The 22,085-nt window shown below is 45.0% G+C and carries 17 protein-coding genes and 1 pseudogene; 6 read left to right on the forward strand and 12 right to left on the reverse strand.

Features of this window, described 5'->3' with window-relative positions; genetic code table 11:
* Positions 1-146: 146 nt before the first annotated feature.
* Genes AB8P72_RS10345 through AB8P72_RS10355 form a run of 3 tightly spaced genes read right to left on the reverse strand, consistent with a single transcriptional unit; the run spans position 147 to position 4,233 of the window.
* Positions 147-2,567 carry a molybdopterin cofactor-binding domain-containing protein gene (locus AB8P72_RS10345; RefSeq protein ID WP_369957726.1) on the reverse strand — a complete coding sequence of 807 codons (2,421 nt, stop codon included), beginning with the start codon at positions 2,565-2,567 and terminating at the stop codon, positions 147-149.
* Between the two features lie 2 nt (positions 2,568-2,569).
* Positions 2,570-3,562, reverse strand: coding sequence for a xanthine dehydrogenase family protein subunit M (locus AB8P72_RS10350; RefSeq protein WP_289051237.1), 993 nt, complete (start codon positions 3,560-3,562; stop codon positions 2,570-2,572).
* Positions 3,559-4,233, reverse strand: a complete 675-nt coding sequence (locus tag AB8P72_RS10355; RefSeq protein WP_289051239.1) for a 2Fe-2S iron-sulfur cluster-binding protein — start codon at positions 4,231-4,233, stop codon at positions 3,559-3,561. Before AB8P72_RS10355 ends, AB8P72_RS10350 begins: the two co-directional genes overlap by 4 nt.
* Positions 4,234-4,574: 341 nt before the next feature.
* Between AB8P72_RS10355 and AB8P72_RS10360 the strand changes: the two genes are divergently transcribed.
* The 3 genes from AB8P72_RS10360 to AB8P72_RS10370 all read left to right on the forward strand — a co-directional run bounded on the left by AB8P72_RS10360 (position 4,575) and on the right by AB8P72_RS10370 (position 6,560).
* Positions 4,575-5,249: a DsbA family oxidoreductase gene (locus tag AB8P72_RS10360; RefSeq protein ID WP_369957727.1), complete on the forward strand. Its 675-nt coding sequence runs from the start codon at positions 4,575-4,577 to the stop codon at positions 5,247-5,249.
* A 129-nt stretch (positions 5,250-5,378) separates the two neighbouring features.
* Positions 5,379-6,260 (forward strand): IS982 family transposase, encoded by an 882-nt coding sequence (locus AB8P72_RS10365; RefSeq protein ID WP_369957728.1) that lies wholly within the window; start codon positions 5,379-5,381, stop codon positions 6,258-6,260.
* 51 nt (positions 6,261-6,311) lie between these two features.
* A complete protein-coding gene (locus AB8P72_RS10370) occupies positions 6,312-6,560 on the forward strand; it encodes a DUF2164 domain-containing protein (protein ID WP_068403868.1) in 249 nt (82 codons plus the stop codon).
* Between the two features lie 86 nt (positions 6,561-6,646).
* Here AB8P72_RS10370 and AB8P72_RS10375 read toward each other — a convergent pair whose 3' ends face one another.
* Positions 6,647-7,771 carry an S-(hydroxymethyl)glutathione dehydrogenase/class III alcohol dehydrogenase gene (locus AB8P72_RS10375; RefSeq protein WP_369957729.1) on the reverse strand — a complete coding sequence of 375 codons (1,125 nt, stop codon included), beginning with the start codon at positions 7,769-7,771 and terminating at the stop codon, positions 6,647-6,649.
* Positions 7,772-7,981: 210 nt separating this feature from the next.
* Here AB8P72_RS10375 and AB8P72_RS10380 point away from each other — a divergent pair, with 210 nt between their 5' ends.
* A complete protein-coding gene (locus tag AB8P72_RS10380) occupies positions 7,982-8,869 on the forward strand; it encodes a LysR family transcriptional regulator (RefSeq protein WP_369957730.1) in 888 nt (295 codons plus the stop codon).
* A gap of 62 nt (positions 8,870-8,931) precedes the next feature.
* Here AB8P72_RS10380 and AB8P72_RS10385 read toward each other — a convergent pair whose 3' ends face one another.
* The 5 genes from AB8P72_RS10385 to AB8P72_RS10405 all read right to left on the reverse strand — a co-directional run bounded on the left by AB8P72_RS10385 (position 8,932) and on the right by AB8P72_RS10405 (position 14,139).
* Complete coding sequence (locus AB8P72_RS10385; protein ID WP_313205806.1) at positions 8,932-9,222, reverse strand: DUF4031 domain-containing protein; 291 nt, start codon at positions 9,220-9,222, stop codon at positions 8,932-8,934.
* 68 nt (positions 9,223-9,290) lie between these two features.
* On the reverse strand, positions 9,291-11,531 hold the full coding sequence (locus AB8P72_RS10390) for a transglutaminaseTgpA domain-containing protein (protein ID WP_369957731.1): 2,241 nt from the start codon (positions 11,529-11,531) through the stop codon (positions 9,291-9,293).
* On the reverse strand, positions 11,528-12,604 hold the full coding sequence (locus AB8P72_RS10395; RefSeq protein ID WP_369957732.1) for a hypothetical protein: 1,077 nt from the start codon (positions 12,602-12,604) through the stop codon (positions 11,528-11,530). Before AB8P72_RS10395 ends, AB8P72_RS10390 begins: the two co-directional genes overlap by 4 nt.
* 35 nt (positions 12,605-12,639) lie before the next feature.
* Positions 12,640-13,599: an AAA family ATPase gene (locus AB8P72_RS10400; protein WP_369957733.1), complete on the reverse strand. Its 960-nt coding sequence runs from the start codon at positions 13,597-13,599 to the stop codon at positions 12,640-12,642.
* A gap of 84 nt (positions 13,600-13,683) precedes the next feature.
* Positions 13,684-14,139: a cytochrome c family protein gene (locus AB8P72_RS10405; RefSeq protein ID WP_144296603.1), complete on the reverse strand. Its 456-nt coding sequence runs from the start codon at positions 14,137-14,139 to the stop codon at positions 13,684-13,686.
* Between the two features lie 272 nt (positions 14,140-14,411).
* Between AB8P72_RS10405 and AB8P72_RS10410 the strand changes: the two are divergent.
* Positions 14,412-15,160, forward strand: a pseudogene (locus tag AB8P72_RS10410) (IS5 family transposase).
* Here the strand turns inward: AB8P72_RS10410 and AB8P72_RS10415 are convergent.
* Both AB8P72_RS10415 and epmB read right to left on the reverse strand, forming a co-directional pair.
* Complete coding sequence (locus tag AB8P72_RS10415; protein WP_369957734.1) at positions 15,127-18,150, reverse strand: EAL domain-containing protein; 3,024 nt, start codon at positions 18,148-18,150, stop codon at positions 15,127-15,129. The pseudogene AB8P72_RS10410 and the gene AB8P72_RS10415 sit on opposite strands and share 34 nt — an antisense overlap.
* Positions 18,151-18,424: 274 nt before the next feature.
* Positions 18,425-19,432, reverse strand: coding sequence for an EF-P beta-lysylation protein EpmB (gene epmB, locus AB8P72_RS10420; protein WP_369957735.1), 1,008 nt, complete (start codon positions 19,430-19,432; stop codon positions 18,425-18,427).
* 173 nt (positions 19,433-19,605) lie between these two features.
* Here epmB and efp point away from each other — a divergent pair, with 173 nt between their 5' ends.
* A complete protein-coding gene (gene efp / locus AB8P72_RS10425; protein WP_068403887.1) occupies positions 19,606-20,178 on the forward strand; it encodes an elongation factor P in 573 nt (190 codons plus the stop codon).
* 83 nt (positions 20,179-20,261) lie between these two features.
* Here the strand turns inward: efp and AB8P72_RS10430 are convergent, their stop codons facing one another.
* A complete protein-coding gene (locus tag AB8P72_RS10430) occupies positions 20,262-22,076 on the reverse strand; it encodes an ATP-binding protein (RefSeq protein WP_369957736.1) in 1,815 nt (604 codons plus the stop codon).
* Positions 22,077-22,085 lie beyond the last annotated feature (9 nt).

A 22,085-nucleotide genomic window follows, 5' to 3' on the forward strand; every position in this document is an offset into this window, starting at 1 on the left:
TTATCTCTATTTATTTTTATTTTAGTTGCAGTTTTAATGATTAAAATTGCATTGCGCCTTATAAAAACCCGCTAGTGATGGCCGCTAGCGGGTGTCTTATATCAATCATCAGTTAGCCATTCTTTCATATCGATTATTAACAATAGCTATTCTGGCAACTCATGAAGCAGCTTATCAAGGGTGATTGGGAAATCGTAAACGCGCACACCGACCGCATTATAAATAGCATTAGCAATAGCCGCCGCTGCTCCAGAAATCGCGGTTTCGCCGATCCCTTTGATATGCATAGGATTGGTATAAGGGTCGTCTTCTTCTACCAATATCACTTCTAGTTGCGGCACATCGGCATTGACAGGTACATGGTATTCAGCAAGGTCATGATTGCATAGGCGACCATCGCGCTTATCATGGATGACTTCCTCCATGAGCGCCGAGCCAATCCCAAACACCATACCGCCGTAGCACTGTGAAGTAGCGGTTTTATGATTTAAAATCCGACCAGCAGCAAAAGCACCTACCATGCGCTTGAGACGTATCTCGCCAGTCACTCTATGGACGGCGACTTCTGCGAAATTGACACCAAACGACGCTTGGCGATGGCTTTTGGCATTTTTACCCGGTTTGATTTGACCTTTAGCGCTCATTTTTTGCTCATCGCATTCAGCAATAATATCTGCCAATGCATAAGACTGAGAATTGCTAAAATCGTATTTTTCGGTAGCAGACTCTGATAATGCTAGACCTGTTTTCTCAGCGACTGTATCTTTTAAGTCTAGCGCTTTGTCTTTAAGCGTTTCGACCGCTGCTTCTGTAACGCTAGGGTTATGCTCGCCTGCTTGTTTGATCTGACCTTTATCAAGCTGAATGGTATCTGGATAAAGCCCGACTTTTTCTGCCAACATATCGCGCAGCTGCTCACAGGCAAGATAGATACCACTACCTGCACTTGCCGCACCCCAACTACCACCCGAGCCTGAGGCTGATGGCAGCTCACTATCACCGAGCTTCATCTCGATATGGTCTATCGGCAAGCCTAGTAAATCAGCGGCAACCTGGGAAAACACCGTATAAGAGCCTGTGCCGATATCGGTCATATCGGTTTCGATAATGGCTTTAACGCCAAGGGCTTTTGAATCGTCAACTTGCAGTGTCGCCCGCGCCTCTGACAGTTTTAACTGATTACCACGAGCGGATGCCGCCATTCCCGTACCAATCCACCAATCACCCTCTAACTGACTGGCAGGCTTGGGATTGCGCTGCTCCCAACCGAACTGCGCCGCCCCTTGCTCCATACAAGCAAGTAGCTGCCGCGTCGAAAACGGAATGTCTTGGCTTGGGTCTTGCTCAGGCTCGTTACGGCGGCGCAGCTCAAGCGGATCGATATTCAATTGCGTGGCCAATTCATCCATAGCACATTCAACCGCAATCATACCGACCGCTTCACCGGGTGCGCGCATAGAGCCAGAAAGCACGTAATTCATGTCTACTTGTTTATAATTCACGCGGCGATTTTCACCGCGGTATAAATATTTGGTCGACAGCGCCGTCGGCTCAAAAAATGCCTCACCCGGTAAATTACTGCCAACGGTATCGTGAATAAAGGTGTTGATAATGCCGTCTTTATCGCAGCCAATGGCGATACGTTGGCGAGTGTTTGAGCGTCTAACGGTTGCTTCCATCACTTGTGGACGCGTCATACTGATCAGCACAGGACGACCAAGCTCTTTTGCCGCAATCGCTGCTGCAATCGACTCAGGCGCGATACCCAATTTACTACCGAAACCGCCGCCAACAAAATAAGAGATTAATTGCACCTGATCCTTTTTTAGATCTAAAGCATCCATCACTTGCTGCTTGCAAGAGGCAATCATTTGGTTTGAGGTATACATGATGAGCTTATCGTCTTCCCAATAAGCCAGCGTCGCATGCGGCTCCATCGGCGAGTTGCTTTGACTTGGCGTATGGTAAAAGCGATCGAGAGTCACCTCTGCATCCGCTAAGCCTTTATCAGGGTCGCCTGTAACAGAATTTTTATCTGAGCCCTTTTGCTCATTGACGTCATGAGCACTTGGCAGCTCCTGGGTAAAGTTTAATGCCGCTTGTTCGGTCTCATTTTTATATGTGACTTTCAGGGCATTAGCGCCTTCTGTCGCTGCTTCAAAAGTCTCAGCAACCACTACCGCTATCGGCTGCCCGTGATAATAAATCTCGCTGGCGCCTTGGGTTGGTGCTTCGGTCTCACCGCCTTGCTGTGAGTTTCGCAAAAAATGCTTAGGATCGGTTACGACTTTGATGATGCCAGGAATACCATCTAAAGCACTGCTATCGATATTTTCCACTTGTCCTTTGGCTATTTTCGCGCCAACTAGAACGCCGTAAACTTGATTTTCTCGATAAAATTCTGCTGAGTAAAGCGCTTGTCCGCTGACCTTTAACGAGCCATCAACACGGTTGATCGGTTTGCCGACCAACTTGCTTGCCGTTTTGTCAAAAAGCGAATCGACAGGCTCATTCATCATCATTTTTTTGGTAGGTTCTGATGGCAATACTGAGTCCAATAATGACATGATTATGCTCCCTCGCCCGCTAAGGCGCGCTGAATAACTTGTTTAAGTAGGCGACGCGTCAGTGGAATTTTAAAATCGTTTTGACCGTGACCTTTGGCCTCTTTTAATAATAAGTCTGCGGCTTGTGCGATCGTAGCGTCATCACCCGCCGTGCCCGTTAATAATGCTTCAACGTCTTCATTACGCCACGGCATCACCCCAATACCACCAAAAGCCAAACGTACGGTCGCCAAGTTACCGTCGTCATCAACCTCTATGACAGACGCACAAGACACTAAGGCAAAGGCGTAAGAAGCACGGTCACGGACTTTGTCATAGGTATGCATGCCTTTGATAGGCGGTGGTAAAACGACATGAGTGATAAGCTCGCCACTCTCCAAGACATTCTCGATATGCGGCGTGTCTTTTGGCAAACAATAAAACTCTTTGATTGGAATACAACGGGTAGAACCATCTGCTTTCACCGTTTCAATAACAGCATCAAGCAACCGCATTGCCACCGCCATATCAGAGGGATGTTGGGCAATACAAGCATCACTTGTACCTAAAACAGCAAGGGTACGGTTCTCGCCATTAATCGCTGGACAGCCACTACCGGGCTCGCGTTTATTGCACGGACTGTCGGTCTGATAAAAATAATAACAACGCGTGCGCTGTAAAAAATTACCGCCAGTCGTGGCTTTGTTACGCAATTGACCCGTCGCGCCCGCTAATATGGCGCGCGATAATACGGGATAATTGGCAATGACCTCCGGATGCGCTGCCAAATCACTATTGGTGACCAGCGTACCGATACGTAATCCGCCATCAGCGGTGGTTTCGATTTGCTCAAGCTCAAGACGGGTGATATCGACCAATTTGGTTGGTGTTTCAATCTCAAACTTCATTAAATCTAAGAGATTGGTGCCACCGCCGATAAATGATGCATCTTTTGGGCCGGCAGCAGTCGCCGCTTGTTTAGGCGCCTCGGCACGGACATAGTCAAAGCGTTTCATGAGTGAGCTCCTGCTTGGGCGTTATGATTTTTATTTTGTGACGCCTCATTTTGCGAGGGTTTACTAAGCTGCGTTTCACTAGGCGGCGGCGACCAAATACCGATAACACTTGCAGCATCTGAGCCATTTTTAATATTATTTTCAGTAGCGGCTTTATTTTTTATCTCACTCTCTAAAACCTGCGAGATGGCATTAATAATGTTCGGATAAGCCGAACAGCGGCAAATATTACCGCTCATGCGCTCAGCGATTTCTTGTACCAGCAAGCCATCAGGATTTTGCAAATCAGTGGTCACATAGCTTGGCCAGTTTTGCTTAATCTCTTCAATCAAAGCAGTCGCTGAACAAATTTGCCCCGGCGTACAGTAACCACACTGAAACGCATCGTGATCTTTAAACGCTTGCTGTAGATCTGAGAGCGATTCAGGCATTCCAATGCCTTCAATCGTCGTAATCTCATCACCGTCATGCATGACCGCAAGGGTCAAACAAGAATTAACCCGTCGCCCATTAATGAGCATGGTACAAGCGCCGCATTGACCGTGGTCGCAGCCCTTTTTGGGTCCGGTAATTTGTAGATGCTGGCGGCAGACATCAAGCAATGTCGTGCGCGGATCAAGATTATCAAGCTGATAATCTTGCTGATTAATTGTTAACGTCAAGGTAGACATGCTGGCTTCTCGCTGGCAGTTATTCATAAAAGGATAAGTGTGCACGCTCTTAAACAGCGTCAATCGTTTCATTATGGCGTATCGAAAACAGCGCTTTGTTTTTACTTTGTAGTCATTGTAGTGTAGTTTTTTTAAGCAAATAGTGAGGACAAAACTTTTTTGTCAACTTTTAAACCTACGATAACTCTCCTTTACAACTGCGGTTGGCTGCTTAACCTCGTTAATAGAACTTGTAACTTAGCAACCATTGTAGTCACGATTTCATTCTCTTAATATGGATTCACCTTTATAAAACCTTCTATAAATAAATCTAATATAATCAATAAAATAGGTATAAAAATATGGAAAACTCAAATCAACCGCTATCCAAAAAACCTCTGCGCATCGATATCGTCTCAGACGTGGTTTGCCCGTGGTGTATTATCGGTTATCGTCAATTGGCTGAGGCGCTCAAGCAAACCAATACAGAGCACGAAATACACTGGCATCCATTTGAGCTAAATAGCAATATGCCAAGCGCAGGACAAAATTTGCGCGAACATATTATGGAAAAATACGGTTCGAGCAAGGAAGAATCAGACGCGAGCCGCCTTAGAATGACGCAAGCGGGCAATGAAGTTGGCTTTGAATTTAATTTCAACGATGACACGCGGATGCACAATACTTTTAATCTGCATCAGCTGTTGTATTGGGCAGGTCAACAAGGACAAAAGCCAATGCATGAGTTAAAGCAGGCGTTATTTGGCGCCCATTTTACCGATGGTAGCAATATTTCTGATAATAACGTGCTGGCTGATATCGCAGCGGAAGTTGGACTTAATCGTGAAGAGGCGCTGGCTGTGCTGGAGGATCAGCGTTTTGCCAAAGAGGTACGCGCAGAAGAGCGCTACTGGCAGCAGCAAGGTATTCAAAGCGTGCCAGCAATGATTTTTAATGAGCGGCACTTGGTCAGCGGCGCGCAAGGCGTGGACAATTATGTAAATATTTTACAACAATTGGCTGCTATGCAAGAGTAAATAAAGCTTTGCTAATATGACTATGATTAACCCCAGTTCGGGATAAGGGCTCAAACAAAGATAAAAAAAGAAGTCCAAAGTTGCTAAAGTAAGTTTACCAAGACCACTTAAGCAAAAAGGACTTCTTACATGGACAACCTAACCGAACTATACTGCCATATTGACGACTTTTATCAGCAATTCAAACCTGAGTTTGAGGCTCACTTAATCGCAACGGGCCGTCAACGGCTAAGAGCATGCAAGATAAGTGTATCAGAGATGATGACCATCTTGGTACTGTTTCATCAACTGCGGTATCGACAGTTTAAGTCTTTTTACTACCATCACATGCTTGGCATGATGAAGCGGGAGTTTCCAAACTTGCCCAGTTATTCACGGTTTATAGAGCTGATACCACGCAGTATCATGCCATTATGTGCCTACTTGCAAAGCATGATGGGCGACTGTACAGGTATCAGCTATATTGATTCAACCAAGATAGCAGTTTGTCATAACAAGCGTATCTACCGTCATAAAGTCTTTGAAAGAATGGCAACCCGAGGCAAAAGCAGCATGGGCTGGTTCTATGGCTTTAAGCTGCACGCCATTATCAATCATAAGGGCGAGCTTGTATCTGTTAAAGTCACTGCGGGTAATACGGATGACAGAGTGCCTGTTAAGGATATGGCAACGTCTGTGTTTGGCAAGGTGTTTGGGGATAGAGGCTATATCAGTAAAGCACTAAACGAGTGGCTCACAAAACACAGTGATACCATGTTGATAACCAAACTTCGGCGTAATATGAAACCCCAATTACTTGAGCCTATGGATGAGGCACTACTCAATCATCGCTCTTTGATTGAAACGGTGTTTGGAGAGCTTAAAAACTTGTGCCAAATCGAACACTCACGCCATCGTAGTGTCACGGGGTTTATCACAAACTTGCTGTCAGGTTTGATTGCTTATTGCTGGTTTCCCTATAAACCCACCATCAAAAACATGCCTCAGCAGGGACAGGTAGCCACATTGTAAATAGTATCAATGAGTTACAATGTGGCTTATCCCGAACTGGGGTTATGATTAATGAGTAAAGAAAAATTACTGACGCTGTCAGACGAAGCAGAAGAAATTGTCTTGGATAAGCTTAGAGAGTATATGAGCGAGGAATTTGATGTTGATATTGGCAACCTGCCTGCTAAGTTTTTATTAGACTTTATCATCGAAACCTTGGGACCACTTCTTTACAATCAAGTAGTCGACGATATTGAACCTTGGTTATACGATAGATTTACAGGCGTTTTAGAAGATATGCACAGCTTTAAAAAAGATTAAAAGGCATACAAAAAAACCCCGCTCCATTATAGGAGCGGCATTTTTATTTAATAGCGTTAAAAAAGCTTAGCTATCTAACCATAATTCTAGAAATGCACCACAGAGCGAATACTCTCACCTTTATGCATCAAGTCAAAAGCTTCGTTAATATCTTCTAATGGCATAGTATGAGTAATAAAGTCTTGTAACGGAATCTCTCCTGCTAGGTAGCGCTCGACGTAGCCTGGCAACTCTGAGCGACCTTTGACACCACCAAATGCTGAGCCTTTCCAAACGCGACCTGTGACTAACTGGAATGGTCGGGTTGAGATTTCTTGACCAGCACCCGCAACACCGATGATGATCGATTCGCCCCAGCCTTTATGACAGCACTCTAACGCTGAGCGCATGACATCGACGTTACCGATACACTCAAACGAATAATCAACGCCGCCATCGGTCAATTCAACGATGACATCTTGAATCGGCTTGTCGTAATCTTTTGGATTGATGCAATCCGTCGCGCCCAATTTTTTGGCCAGCTCAAACTTACTCTCATTGATATCAATGGCAATAATACGGCTGGCCTTGGCCATTTGTGCACCGATAACCGCCGATAGTCCAATACCGCCCAAACCAAAGATAGCAACCGTTGCACCTTCTTCGACTTTTGCGGTATTCATGACGGCGCCCATACCTGTGGTCACGCCGCAACCGAGCAAGCAGACTTCTTCTAACGGTGCCTCTTTATTAACCTTGGCTAATGAAATCTCTGGCAACACCGTATATTCAGAAAAGGTTGAGCAACCCATATAATGGTAAATTGGCTCACCGTCTTTGTAAAAGCGCGTCGTACCGTCTGGCATCAAGCCTTTACCTTGGGTTTCGCGTACCGCCGAGCATAGGTTGGTTTTACCTGAGCGGCACATTTTACAGACGCCGCACTCTGCGGTGTATAAAGGAATGACATGGTCGCCGACTTGCACGCTGGTGACGCCTTCGCCGATTTGCTCAACGATACCGCCGCCTTCGTGGCCTAAAATTGCAGGAAACACACCTTCTGGGTCTTCACCAGATAAGGTGAACGCATCGGTATGACAAACACCACTGGCGACAATTTTCACCAGTACTTCGCCTTTTTTGGGCAGCATCACATCCACTTCTTCGATAGACAATGGCTCATTTGGCCCCCACGCAATGGCGGCTTTGGATTTGATAAAGTTATCTGACATAGTATTCTCTCTTTTTAATTCATTTTATCGTTTATTAGCTGCAGACCAATTTAGCTTATAGCGCTTACTTGATAGAGGCAAGCGCTAGTTATAGCAGTTTATATTTGAGCTGCTTGTAAAGGATTCATTTTATACTGTCCATTATAGTTGTTTCTGCTGTGATAACAATATGCTATATTTGCAATTATCTTTTACACGGTGGTAATAATCATGCGCTGGGATGGCATTAGCGAGTTCGTTTATGTGGCAGAATACGAAAGCTTTACGCGAGCAGCAAAAGAATTGGGGATTTCAACCGCGCAGGTCAGTCGGCAGATAAGCGCCTTAGAAAAACGCCTTAACATTAAATTGCTGTATCGTACGACGCGCAAGGTATCGCTGACTGAAGAAGGTCGGGTATTTTATCAGCATTGCCGCGGTGTGATTGACGGCTTAGATGCGGCCGAACAAGCCGTAAGCAACTTACAAACCAAACCGCAAGGCAGAATTAAACTGACCGCGCCTGTCACCTATGGCGAACAGCAGTTATTGCCCCTTATCAATGATTTTATGGTGCAATACCGCGATATCGAAGTGACGGCTTTTTTGAGCAATCAAAAAATTGACTTGATCGAGGGTGGTTATGATTTGGCGATTCGTATTGGCAAATTAAGCGATTCAACGATGATGGCAAAAAAACTCAGTCATCGTACCAATTTTGTCTGTGCCGCGCCCACTTATCTAGAAAAGTACGGCGTGCCATATTCTCTAGCCGATTTAAGACAACATAATTGCTTACTTGGTACGCGGGATTATTGGCACTTTATAGAAGATAGCGGTAATGCAAATAATGCTGATAAAGAAACAAACCTACGCGTCTCTGGCAGCGTACAATATAACAGCGGTCACAGCCTAGTCGATGCTGCGCTAAAAGGCTTGGGTATCGTACAGTTGCCTGATTATTATGTGCAAAAATATCTAGAATCCGGTGCGCTGGTCAGCGTATTAGATGACTATAGAGAGCCTGAGGAAGGGATTTGGGCGATTTATCCGCACAATCGTCATTTATCGCCAAAAATCAGATTGCTGGTGGACTATTTAGCAGAGCGCTTATCTTAATAAAGCTTGAAAGTGGCGATTTAGGATTAAGGCTACTTATTGTTGTAAGTTAAGTAAAAATCTTATTTTGACGACTTAGCACGAGCTATTTGAGCATTTAACTCTACTTTTAGCTTTTTTGCACATTCAATAATTTTTTTACGATCGGCCGCTATAGCGCCATACTCAAGCGCGGTTTCACGCATTTGCACCGTGACGTCATAGTGCGGATAACTGGCGTTTTGATGAAATAAGCGCTTATCTACTTCAATCAATGCGGCAAAATCGTGCAACTCTTGCAAGGTATCAGCTAGCATATGGCACCATTTATAGCCTTTAAATTCTATTTGCATAAAATCTACGTAAATTGCCATATGAATCCACTCCTTTATTTTTACTAAAAATTTATCACGCCCTAAACAGCACTTTCACAAAACAGCCATTAAAACAATTCACTTGTCTCTTTCTTGAGCTGTTTAAGCACCGTTTGATATTCGCTATCGCTGGTTGCAAGTGTGCTTAAACGGCCATAGCGTAGCTTGCGATAGTGTTGTTGAATCTGCTCAATTTTTACTTGGACAGTTTTTGAGTCACCACTAGCAGTTAGCTTACTGGCATTATTATGCTTACTACTATTTTGACCACTGTCATCATCAATTACGCTTGCCAAACGCGCAAGCCAAGCCAATTGGCCTTCGCTATCATCACGAGCAAGCGACTTATCCGCTTTAGCGATGCGTTTTGAGAGTTGGGCAAGTGGCAGGTCTGCTGGATGCCAACGTTTGCGGCGACGCTGCCAGATAACAAACACAAGAATCGCCATAACGCTAATGGCACTTACTGCCAACCAAGTGATTTGCTGCATGATTGAGCGAATATTAAACCATTTAAGCAATGAGTCAGCTTGCTTATCTTGATCGTAACCAACGACGTCCTTTTGCCAATAATAGCTCGCTTGGTCTGATAGACGGCGTAAGGTTTGCAGCATTTGATACTGCTGATAGCTGATTTGTGCCCCAGCACCATCGCCGAACATTGTCGCTCCTCGCGCCTGTGTCAGCGCATCCATGCCTTGCTCGACGCGCTCAGGGGCGACAAAAGCCGTGGGATCGACACGTACCCAGCCTTGACTCTCAAGCCAGACTTCCGTCCAAGCATGCGCATCCATTTGCCGCACTTCCCAAACGTTACCGTTACGACTAGGCTCTCCGCCTTGATAGCCTGCCACTACTCGCGCAGGAATACCAGCGGCGCGCAGCATAAAGGTAAAGCTAGAAGAATAATGCTCACAAAATCCCGCTTTGGTGTTAAATAAAAACTCGTCAATACGGTTGGTATTTAAACGTGGCGGTGATAGCGTATAGCGAAATTCGGTTTGGTTTATCCAGCGCTCGATTGCCTGTATATAGCGCACGGGATCCGAGCCAGACTGGGCAAATAACTGCTGCGCCAATAGGCGTGCTTGCGGATTACCGCTACTTGGTAGTGCAAGATTGAGACGGCGCGACGCCTCAGACAGCATAGGGTCGATACGCATCGGCGCAAACTGCAAGACATCGTAGCGCAGCTGCTGGGTAACCGGCTGATCTTTTTTTAAGGTAAAATTTGAGGTAATACTGATATCTTGCTGCTGAGCAAAAGGATAATCAAGTCCAAACAGCCAGTTTTGCTGCGTTGGCTCTAAGATAATTTGATAACGATTCGGGGCAATTTTTACCTCATCAGGAACAGTCGCTAAGGCATTCGCTATCCAATTTGGCATTTGCGGCGCGGGTTGCCATTCTCGTTGCTGCGGACTGGGACGCCATGTGACCCCATCAAACTCACTAAAAACCAAGCCGCGCCAATAGAGCTGCTGTTGTGGCGGGCGCTTATCTGCAAACTCTACCCGAAAAGCTAGCTCAGTTGACTGACCCAAATTGGCAAAGTCGCCGGGCGACATACTGTCAGAGACACCTGTAGTCGCTTGCTGACCTGAGAGCTGTACTGACCATAGTGGCGGCAAGCGTGGAAAGAATAAAAACAGCACGACCAACAGCGGCAATGCGCCAATACCCAGCACGCCCAAAGTACGCAGGCGACCATCACCGCGAGTATTGCCATCATCGTTAAGCGCAATAAATGCTAACAATACAATAACCGCGCCGATGATTACCTCTACTGTCGTCACGATACCTTGATCCATCAAAAACAGTGAAGCAAGGACAAACAAAGATAAATTGAGCACCACATAAGCATCACGGCGCTTGTACAATTCCCACAGCTTACTGATAAGGCACAGTACTAAAAATGCCACACCCATATCCAGACCAAACGCCGTGTTATAAGTCAGCCATAAGCCCACAAGCCCAAGTAAGAAGCCAAGCATTTGCATGCTTTGATAGACACGTTTTAGATGCGTCAGTTTTTTAAACTTAGCTTTAATACGCGGTAGTTGGGCAATGATACTGACCAGCGCAAAACCCATGAGCCATAACGGCAGGTGCGCTGCATGCGGTAAAATGACGATAACTTGCGCAATCAATACCCAATAATAGGCTGGCAAGGCAAGTAGCTTGCGAGTCCATTTATGATGGCTGCTCACGCCATTAGGGGCACTGATATTTTGCCCCAATGCCAATTGCGCAAAGTTCGCAGGGTTTATCTGTGTCTCACTTGCAGCATGGTGTTTGAAGTTGTTCATGGTGATTTTGCCAATCTTAACAAACAGGCTTGTGCAAACGCCTCACCTTCGCCCATCGTTGCAGTAGCATGCTTATTAACCGTTATCTCATTGGGTAAGCGCATGTTAAATGGGACGCCAAGTTCACCCAATGTCAGCACCCCGTACGCCATTTGCGCCAGTTTTTGTTCATGCTGCGCCGCTGGCATATCAGTATAGTCTAAGGTTTGCTCATGGCCAACAGGATCAGCGAAATGCTTGGTAAACATCCCTTGGCCGCGCGCCACGTGACCCCAAGAAACGCGTGCTAACGACTCGCCTTCGATATAGTTATCAAGCCGCTCGAAGTCGTCTTGACCTTGGCGATATTGCCCGCCTATCGGCAAATCCTCCGGACTGGCAATGGCATATTGTGCTTGCCAGTCAAATACTTCAGGTTTTGGGTAAACCCACGCGCTACGGGCGAAATAGACATATGACCATGCGCGCATAATCCCTAAGGGGTAAACGGTTTTTATTTTTAATCTTGGTAGTTGCAACTGCCCACGACGATAAGTCTGCACCGGCAAACGAATGATTTGCTCGTCTTGTAGGCGCGTGACCAATACTGAGAGCTGACTATCAGCATTAATCTCATGTTGGTTATCGTTGTTTTTATCGGCTTTTTTATAAGGCTTTTGCTCAGTCTGCTCAGAGGCAACTTGCTCAAAGGTAAATAATAACTGTCGTCTTGGTCGGCGGCTGTCATTACGCAGCTGCAACGTGACCCAAACAGGCGCGCCGGCTTCTGCCATGGTGACATCAAGCAGACGGACTTGCAGACCCGAGATATGGGCGAAGGTTACATGAAAGCTAATGAGCCAGACGCTAATGAGATAAAAGCACAGCCCCAATACCAAGTTATTACTATAGTTGATACCAGCGATAAAGGTGATGATTAATAAAACGGCAAACAGCAACCCTTCACGGCTAAAAAAGATATAGACGTTACGCAAATTCAGCGTCGCATTATCGCTTTTGGGCGCACGCGCGGCAAACCAACGGCTTAATAATGATCTAGCTGGTACGGTTAAGGCTTTTGGCAATATGCTCATGACTACCCTATCCTTACCATAAAAAATTTGCACGATTAAATAACGACAGCCACGTCTGCCAATATACGTTGGGCGATGGTTTGTGTGACTTGTCCGCCAGTCACGTGTGCAGGCACGAAACGCTGGCCAAGTCGATGGTCAGTGACCGCCGCAAACACCGCTTGAATATCTTCAGGCGTCACTTCCATATGTCCCGATACATAAGCATAGGCTTGCGCCGCACGCTGTAGTGATAGTACGCCACGCGGTGATAAACCATGATAATCAAAGCTTGCACGCGTTTTTGCAACCAGTCTTTGCAGATAATCCAATACTACATCAGCGACATAAACCTGCTTGACGCCTTGCTGCGCTAATAGGACCGCCTCGGTATCTAGTACGGCGCCAAGCTGTTTTAATAGCTCACGGCGATTTTGTCCCTTTAACAGCTCGCGCTCAGCGGCAGGCGATGGATAACCAAGTGACAAACACAATAAAAACCTGTCCAGCTGCGATTCAGGCAGCGGATAAACGCCCGCTTGCTGCAAAGGGTTTTGGGTAGCAATGACAAAAAGCGGCTGCGGCAATGGATAGGTGTGCCCATCTTGCGTCACTTGCCGCTCTTCCATCGCTTCTAATAACGCACTTTGGGTTTTAGGGCTAGAGCGATTGATCTCATCGGCGAGTAACAGCTGCGTAAAGATAGGACCGGGACGAAACTCGAATTGCTGCTGACTTTGATCAAAAATACTCATACCCAAGATATCTGCTGGCAGCATATCATTGGTAAATTGCACACGGCTAAAACTCAACCCGAGCAATTGCGCCAAGCCTTGCGCCAACGTCGTTTTACCCATACCTGGCAGATCTTGCAACAACAAGTGCCCGCCTGCCAAAATACCACTGAGCGCCAGTTTAACCACCTCGGGTTTATCTAGCACTATTTGATTTAATTGCGCCATTAGCTGAGCAATTTTTTGCTGATTATGGCGATAGTCATTGGTGGCTTGCTTCATTATTGATTCTTGGCTCATTTTTTAATGAAATAGGTTTAAAAAAGAACACCTCTCTGTTAGGTATTTCTCAATCGAGCGTTGCTGCTATTTTGTTTCATCAACTGTTGGTACCGGTGCCCGCAGCGTTGATAAATAGGCAATCACATCGGCACGCTCCTTACTATCTGGCATCGGATCTGACAGCATTTTTGAATCGGGCATGGCTTTTTCAGCATCAGCGATATAAGTATCAAGCGTCTTAGCATCCCATACCCAACCTGATGCCGCAAGCCCTTCGCTATAGGTATAATCCTCTAGCTCGGCGGCTTTTGCGCCATAAATATTCATCAGCTGCGGCCCTTTTTTATTGAGTCCAGGGTTGAGCTGATGACACTGACCACAAGCATCTTGGTATATCAGCGCACCGTTATCGGCATCGCCCTCAGTATAAAGCGGCAGCGTGACCGGATCTCGATAATCAGGCGGTGTTTTTTCACAAGCGGTGAGCAATAGCATAGCGGCACATACAGCGCCTAATGAGTATTTTTTGATAATAGACATGGTGGAATAATCTTAAATTGAGGAGCAGAGGCTATGTATGCGCCTACCTTCACCATAATACAAGGTAAAAAGGATAAACAAACATAACGCTGCGTAGAAGTATATATCGTTGCTAACCGTTAAACAGGGCTAATGTAACATGAAGTTTATTTACCCAAATTTAGCTCTCGCTTGCCACTTTTATGGTATTACTAGGGCGTGTCATCAATTAGCATAGATATTTCAGAATAAGCTATACTTAGATCGTATTTAGGAATTTGAGCTCAATGACTATGACAAGACGACATGCCCTACGTGATGACCAATGGGAGAGAATTAAAGACATTCTACCTGGTAAACCAAGTGACGTTGGTGTTACTACAAAGGATAACCGCTTGTTCGTAGAAGCGGTTCTGTACCGTTACAAGACCGGCATACCTTGGCGTGACCTACCTGAACGCTTTGGCGACTTCAGAGTGATTCATACTCGTTTTAGTCGCTGGTCAAAAAAAGGCGTATGGGAGCAGGTTTTTAATCAACTCTCTGAACAATCCGATGACGAATATGCCATGCTAGATGCCACGATTGTTAAAGCCCACCAGCACAGTGCTGGAAAAAAAGGGATCAAGCCATTGGACGCAGCAAAGGTGGACTGACGACTAAAATACATACTCGTACAGATGCATTAGGCAATCCTACTGGCTTTTATCTAACAGGTGGGGCAGCTCATGACCTGTGTGGCTCAGATGAATTGCTTGATGTCAGTATTAGCCAAACGTGGCTTGCCGATAAAGCTTACGATGCTGATGCCCGCGTTATTGAACCGATTAAAGCAGTGCAAGGTAATGCAGTTATACCATCTAAGTGTCATCGGCTGCAGCCAAGAGACTTCGATAAAGAGCTTTATAAAGCGAGGCACCTAATAGAGAACTTCTTTGCCAAGATTAAGCAGTATCGTGCGATTGCCACTCGCTATGATAAGTTAGCCAGTCATTTCCTTAGTGCCATTCACTTAGTTTCTTGTGTCGTTTGGCTTAATTGATGACACGCCCTAGGTGCTTCTAAATAATAACCCTGTAAGTAGCGTGCGCCCACGCTCCACGCGACTGACATGGTCGCCGCATCTTCAATATATGGCATCAAGACATCAACGCTAATTTCATTGGTACGCATGATGAGCGACTTAACCGTTTCTAAATTCTCGGGGTTATCAATCCCTTCGACATAATTGCGGGCTAAGCGCACCATATCAGGCTGCACAAAATTGGCCAGCTCAACCGACTTAGCTGATGAGCCAAAATTATTAATGCCCAGCAGGCAGTTGACTTGGTTAAGCGCTTTAAATTGCGATTTTGCGACAGTCAAATGATCGGCAATGTCTTTTTCGTTAAACTGTAAGGTTAACGCGCCCGCTTTACCACCAACAGCATTGATGAGTTGACTAGCGACGCTCGGCAGTTTTTTATCTATCAACGACGCATTGGTCAGTTGTACCAATAACCTTGCATCTGGATGGGATTTACGCACGTCATTGATTTTTTTACAGGCATTGATCAATATCCAGCGGTCAATTTTTTCAAGGAGCTTGTGCGCTTTGGCCACCGCCATAAACTGGTCGGGGGTCAATACTGTATTATTTGCATCCGCTAGTGGCAAACGCAGATATACCTCAAAGAAATCACTACGATCATGATTGATATCATATATGGGCTGGAAAGACAGCTCAAAGCGATTATTAGCAATGGCATCGACTAAAGACTCAGCCAAAGCATGATCATCACTATTGGCATGTTCACTGGCGTCATACAGATGGTATGTATCGCCATGATTGGAGGTTTCAATCATAATTTGATTGATAGCATCCAGTGCCCGCTCGAGCAACACTCTTGGCTCAGGCGTATTTTTTTCTATTTTTACGATCGCAATACTTGCCGTGGTACTTGTCGTCCGTTTATCTACCTCGATTAGCATGTCACTAATGGTCGAGCCAATTTTCTTAGCCAATTTCTCAAGCGCAGCGGTATTTTGATTTTCTACCAAGATAGTAAAAGCGGTATCGCTAAAGCGACTCACATGGCTGTTTCCCTCTATCTCATTTGTCATTAGCTCATCTAAGGCATACGCGACTTGTTGTACGGTGGTATCAATGCCTTGTAAACCCAAGCTGCTTCTAATCTTACCCACATTATCGAGTTGAATATAAAATAATCCTGCCGTCAAAGCGCCTTGTTTTGCTTGCTCATACACTTTAGTCAGCTGCAATTCAAAACCGAGGCGATTATCAATACCTGTTAAGCTATCTTTACGTACAGTCTGTAATTGCTCATCGCCCCCAACGACAAGCGCTGGTACAAAATGCCGACTGCGATTGTCTCTATTGTGCAGACGAATACCACAGGCGATGAGCTGATGACCAAGTACTTGCCAATCAATTTCAGGCTTTTCGTTATCCATCTCGCGCCAGCGTACCACCCCTATTGACCAGTCAGGTGACGCTGATTGATGAGGACGACATAATAAGAACAGACTCATAATACGCAGTGATGGCGGTTTAATAGAATCTAGCACGTCATTATTAGCAATACTTGCTATATCTTTTATACCTTTAGGACTATAGTCTTTTTCGAGGGTATCATTTGTCTCTCTGCTTTTTATTGATGCCTCAGGGCCAAAAAATGAATGAACGTTTTTGCACGCCATATGCTCAGCCGTTGCCACTGGTTCTTTTGGTTTGGGCAATAATCGCAAGGTACGAAAAATAGAAAAATCGTCATTATTGACAGCGCCATCATTAAATCTACCGTCAAATGTCTCTACCGCTAACCCTTTATCGTTGGCATGTTTTTTTGGCAAGGTATCGTAGCGGGGTTGCTGATAATCTGGCAGCACTTTAGCGACAATCAAACTTGATAAGCTTTGCTGGTTACTGACGCGGTAATGAATGTCATTGAATCGCGTGATGACGTAAGCCTCTTGTTTGGCACTTTGCTTGATGGGTAGTGTCAAGCGAGGCTTGATATAGCGATAGCTTAATGTCATGGCAACCGTGTTAAGCAAGCAATATTCAGCGCCTTCTCGACCTTCCTCGATAAGTTTATCCCTACGCGATTTCAAATGAGCGACCAGCGCCGCTAACTCGATAAATACACAATCATGATGGGCATCATAAGGATTGATCGCACAATGGGCGGTCAAATACGTCGGTGCGCTGTCACTATTTAAATTGACGAACACCTTTGTCTCCGTCTGCGGCTCTACTGTTATAATAAGGTGTTCACTCCACTCTAATAGCAAACGCTGTACCATCAAGATATTGGCTCGGCGCATGGCACGCACGTTTAACAAGCTATGCAAACATAACTGAGCATATAACTGATGGATAGTATCCGCACAGTAGGTGGTGATATAAGTACTGACATCAATATCCACTGTCCGCTGTTGGCAAGCCATATAGTAGAGCTGATTAATATTAGACCATAAGGACGCTGTAGGCTTTTGATAGCAAAGCGCTTCTTCAAACAGTAACTTTTGATACATCAGCAGCGTCTGATAGGTTGCAATGGCCAAAGTAATCGGCGAGGATTTGTCATTGATAAAATAGCGCTGCCACAGATTGATGGCTGATTGCGACTCATTATCTGCTAAAAGAATAATCTCTCGTTTTATAACGCCGTCGTAACCCATAATCATTAAATAGTACAGCGACTTCACTTGTGCCACATAATCCAACTGATAAGCGTTGAAAGCCTGCGTCTCATAGATATAATGCTGGCGCAGCAGCGCAATCAGCTGATTGGCCGCATCCAGCACAATATTAAATAGCGTCAGACGTTGTCGATCATCTATATTTGCCGTGCGCAATTCTGTAAGCACTTGTTCTAATTGCTCTATTTGCTGCGTCTCTGTTTGCAGGGGCAACAGCGCAGCCCATTTGCGCAAATGCTGCTCATCGCTATTAAACGATCTAGGCAATGGTTGCGATAAGGGCGCATTCGTTGTTAAATACTGCTGAAATGTCGATAAATTTACCATTACTATCCTTAGTAATTGCGTAGGCTATCAATAGAAGTCTATCTCTAGAATTTACCTTTATAGACGACGACACTTAAGTACAAACCACTCGGGCACAAACTATTTAGGCATAGATCTCAAATTGACTGCTCACTGACCACTTTATGAGTTTGACTCAGAGTACTTTAACAGTGCCTATTTATGAGAATTTTTAAACTTATCACTAAAAATTACTATTAATAATAATTTAATCGTTATTTGTCTACTAAAATTCTGATGTACCATATTGCCTATTTTAAGTTTCATTGTAAATATCAATCGGTACTTTAAAGGGTTTATTCGGTAGTTCGCGCACCAATTTTGGCACTAAATAACCAGGTAATGCTGCCAGTAACGACCAATAAAGCGCAATAACAGCTTGCTCGTCACTATCAAAATGGGCAGCACCGTCTACTTTGTCCAAGACATGCAGATAATAAGGCAGAACGCCAGCGGCAAACAAGCGCTGACTCAATGCGGTTTGCACCGTCATGCTATCATTGATACCCTTTAACAGTACCGCTTGGTTTAATAAAGTGACGCCCGCCGCGCGCGTACGCTGCAAATACTCAGCGGTCAGCGCATCAATCTCATTGGCATGATTACAATGAATCACCATCACTATTTGGCAGCGACTTTGCGACAGTCTATCCAATAGCGCCTCATCTAAACGCGCTGGAATGACCAATGGCAAACGAGTATGCAGCCTGATGGTGGTCAGTTGCGGAATCGCTTCTAAGGTATCGAGCCAAGAAAATAAGCGTCTGTTGGTGACATTTAGCGGGTCACCGCCGCTTAAAATCACCTCGTTAATCTCAGGATGGGCGCTAATATAATTGATAATATGCTCTTTGGCATCGGCGGTTGGCATATTGGCGCTATAGTCAAAATGCTGGCGAAAGCAGTAACGACAATGGATGGCACAAGCACCCGTAATGGTTAATAAGACTCTTGATTGGTATTTATGCAATAAACCCTTTACTGGATTGTGCGTATTTTCGCTTAAAGGGTCTGCCACATAACCGGTCACAGCGATTTGTTCTTTTTTATTGGGCAATACTTGTTTAAGCAGAGGGTCATCAACGTCACCGACCGTCATTTTTGCCACAAAACCGCGCGGTACACGCAGCACAAAATGTTCAGGTATATAAACCTCTGAGCGCAATGATTGGAGCTTTAGTAGCTCAAGCAACTCATCAATAGAGGTTATCGCTTCCGATAATTGCGTTTGCCAGTTTTTTTGTGTGATTAAATGGTTTATCATGACAACCTTATACCTGTGCCCAAAAGCCGCTATTATACGCTCTTAGTACGTCCGCTATCAAAGCGTACGAATTATTCTACAACCTTGTGCATCATAGGCAGCTTTAGCACAGCAAGGCGCAAACCCCACATCCAATTATTGATGACAATACTTACAACCCTTAGGAGTCTTCCGTGGCAAGTTTTTCTACTAACGAATTTAAAGCTGGTCTCAAAGTCATGCTCGATGGCAATCCGTATGCCATTCTTGAAAATGAGTTTGTCAAACCGGGTAAGGGGCAAGCCTTTAACCGTGTCAAAATGCGCAACTTACGCAGTGGTCGCGTGCTCGAGCAGACGTTTAAATCAGGCGATAGCTTGGAAGCGGCGGATGTCATCGATACAGAAATGAACTATCTTTATAACGATGGTGAATTTTGGCACTTTATGCACCCTGAGAGTTTTGAGCAATTACAAGCCGACAAAACCGCGATTGGTGATGCACTAAAATGGCTAAAAGAAAACAGTAACGCGCTTTGCACCATCACCCTATTCAATGGTGTGCCATTATCGGTCACGCCGCCTAACTTTGTTGAACTGCAAATTACTGAAACCGATCCAGGTGTGCGCGGAGATACGTCAGGTGGTGGCGGCAAACCTGCAACCCTAGAGACAGGTGCTGTGGTACGTGTGCCGTTATTTGTCCAGCAAGGTGAAGTGGTTCGTGTTGACACCCGTACCGGCGATTACCAAACGCGCGTTAACTAAGCGTCTTTATCTCGTTTAAAAAAAGCTTAACCGCTATTAGGGGTTAAGCTTTTTTAATGTCAAATGCTTTTTAGATGAGGAAATTATTCTTCCATCGATTGCTTATACATCAGCCAGTATTGCACCAAAGCATTAAGCTGCTCTTGTTTAAAGGGTTTGGTGCAATAATCCTGCATACCGACATCAAGATATTTTTTACGCTCACCATCCATCGCATTGGCGGTCAAGGCGATGATAGGCGGCAATGCTTGCGGGTCATAAAGCTCATGCAGTTTAATCGTCGCTTGTACACCATCCATAATCGGCATGTGATGATCCATCAAAATGACATCATACTGCTCAGGATTTAACGAAAAAACCTCTATGGCTTGTTGTCCATCCGTGACGTGAGTGACCGTATGACCGCTATTGTTCAGTGCTTTTTTAGCAATCATGGCATTGACGCTATCATCTTCGACCAGCAATATATGACCAATAAGCTCATGACTTGGTTCTGTCATACCAAAGTCGTTTGAGTCTTGCCAGCTCTCGTAATGCGCTTCATCGATAGGAGGTAGCGGCAATAATACGGTGAAAGTCGTACCAATACCGACGGCACTATCTACTTCGATATAGCCGCCCATCAGCTCTACCAAAGATTTACAAACTGACAGACCTAGACCTGTTCCACCATAAAGGCGATGAGTCGATTTATTGGCTTGATCATAAGCATCAAATATCGCCTCTAAAGATTCTGGCTTGATACCGACACCGGTATCTGTAACCTCAATACAAAGCGTCATGTCTTGATGATTAACCGAACCACTATCATCAGTATTATAATGAGAAGCTTGCTCTACTTGTAGCTCATGACTGCATATAGACTTATGATTACCGTATTTATCCTCACAAGGGTTGTTTTCCATGTGTTTAACGTCAATGGTCACCCGTCCGCCTTCACGGGTAAATTTAATGGCGTTATTGACCAAATTTACCATGATTTGTTTGATGCGTACCGGATCACCCTTGATATAAGGCGATAATGCCTCGGTATAATGATAATCTAACGTCAAACCTCGCTGACGGGCTTTGACCGCAAATAAACTCACCACTTCGTTACAAAGGCTCGATATATTCATCGGTATTGAATCGATGGTCATTTTGCCCGACTCAACCTTTGATAAATCTAAAATACCGTTAATAATCGCCAATAAGTGCTCGTTTGAGACTTTAATATTATCGACGTACTCTTGTTGTTCAGCGCTCAGCTTAGTCTCAGCGAGCATCTCAACCATACCAATGATGCCATTCATCGGCGTACGTATTTCGTGGCTCATGTTGGCCAGAAACTCTGACTTCATCTCATTAGCATGCTTGGCATGGCGCTGCTGGTCTTGAAGTTTCAAAGCATCGGCAGCCATCGCAGCAAACTGCGCCAATATATCTGCGTCATTATCGGTAAAATCGTAGTGCGCTTGCATATCCATCAAACATAAAGAACCCAAACGATAGGTCTTGCCATCTTCTTGCATAATAATCGGCGCGCCAGCATAAAAACGCAAATATGGCGCTTCTGTCACCAACGGGTTTTGACTAAAGCGACTGTCCTCTGTCAAATCTGGCAGTACCAAAACCTCATCCGACAGGACAGTATAATTACAAATAGCGACTTTGCGTGACGTTGTACAAATACCATCGAGCCCATGCAGCGATTTTAAATACTGGGTTTCCTCATCCATAAAGGTAATGGCTACGACTGGCATATTAAAAAACAATTTCGCAAGCTCGGTTAAACGCGCAAAAGCAGGTTCTTCATTATTGTTGAGTACCTGATATTTTTTGAGTTTACTAATACGCTCAGCGTCTTCCGCAGCGACAGGATAACGATAACCGATTTCTGACGAGTTAGATGTAGACAAAATGGACTC

It is taken from the genome of Psychrobacter sp. CLB018, assembly GCF_041222815.1.
Classification (GTDB): Bacteria; Pseudomonadota; Gammaproteobacteria; order Pseudomonadales; family Moraxellaceae; genus Psychrobacter; species Psychrobacter faecalis.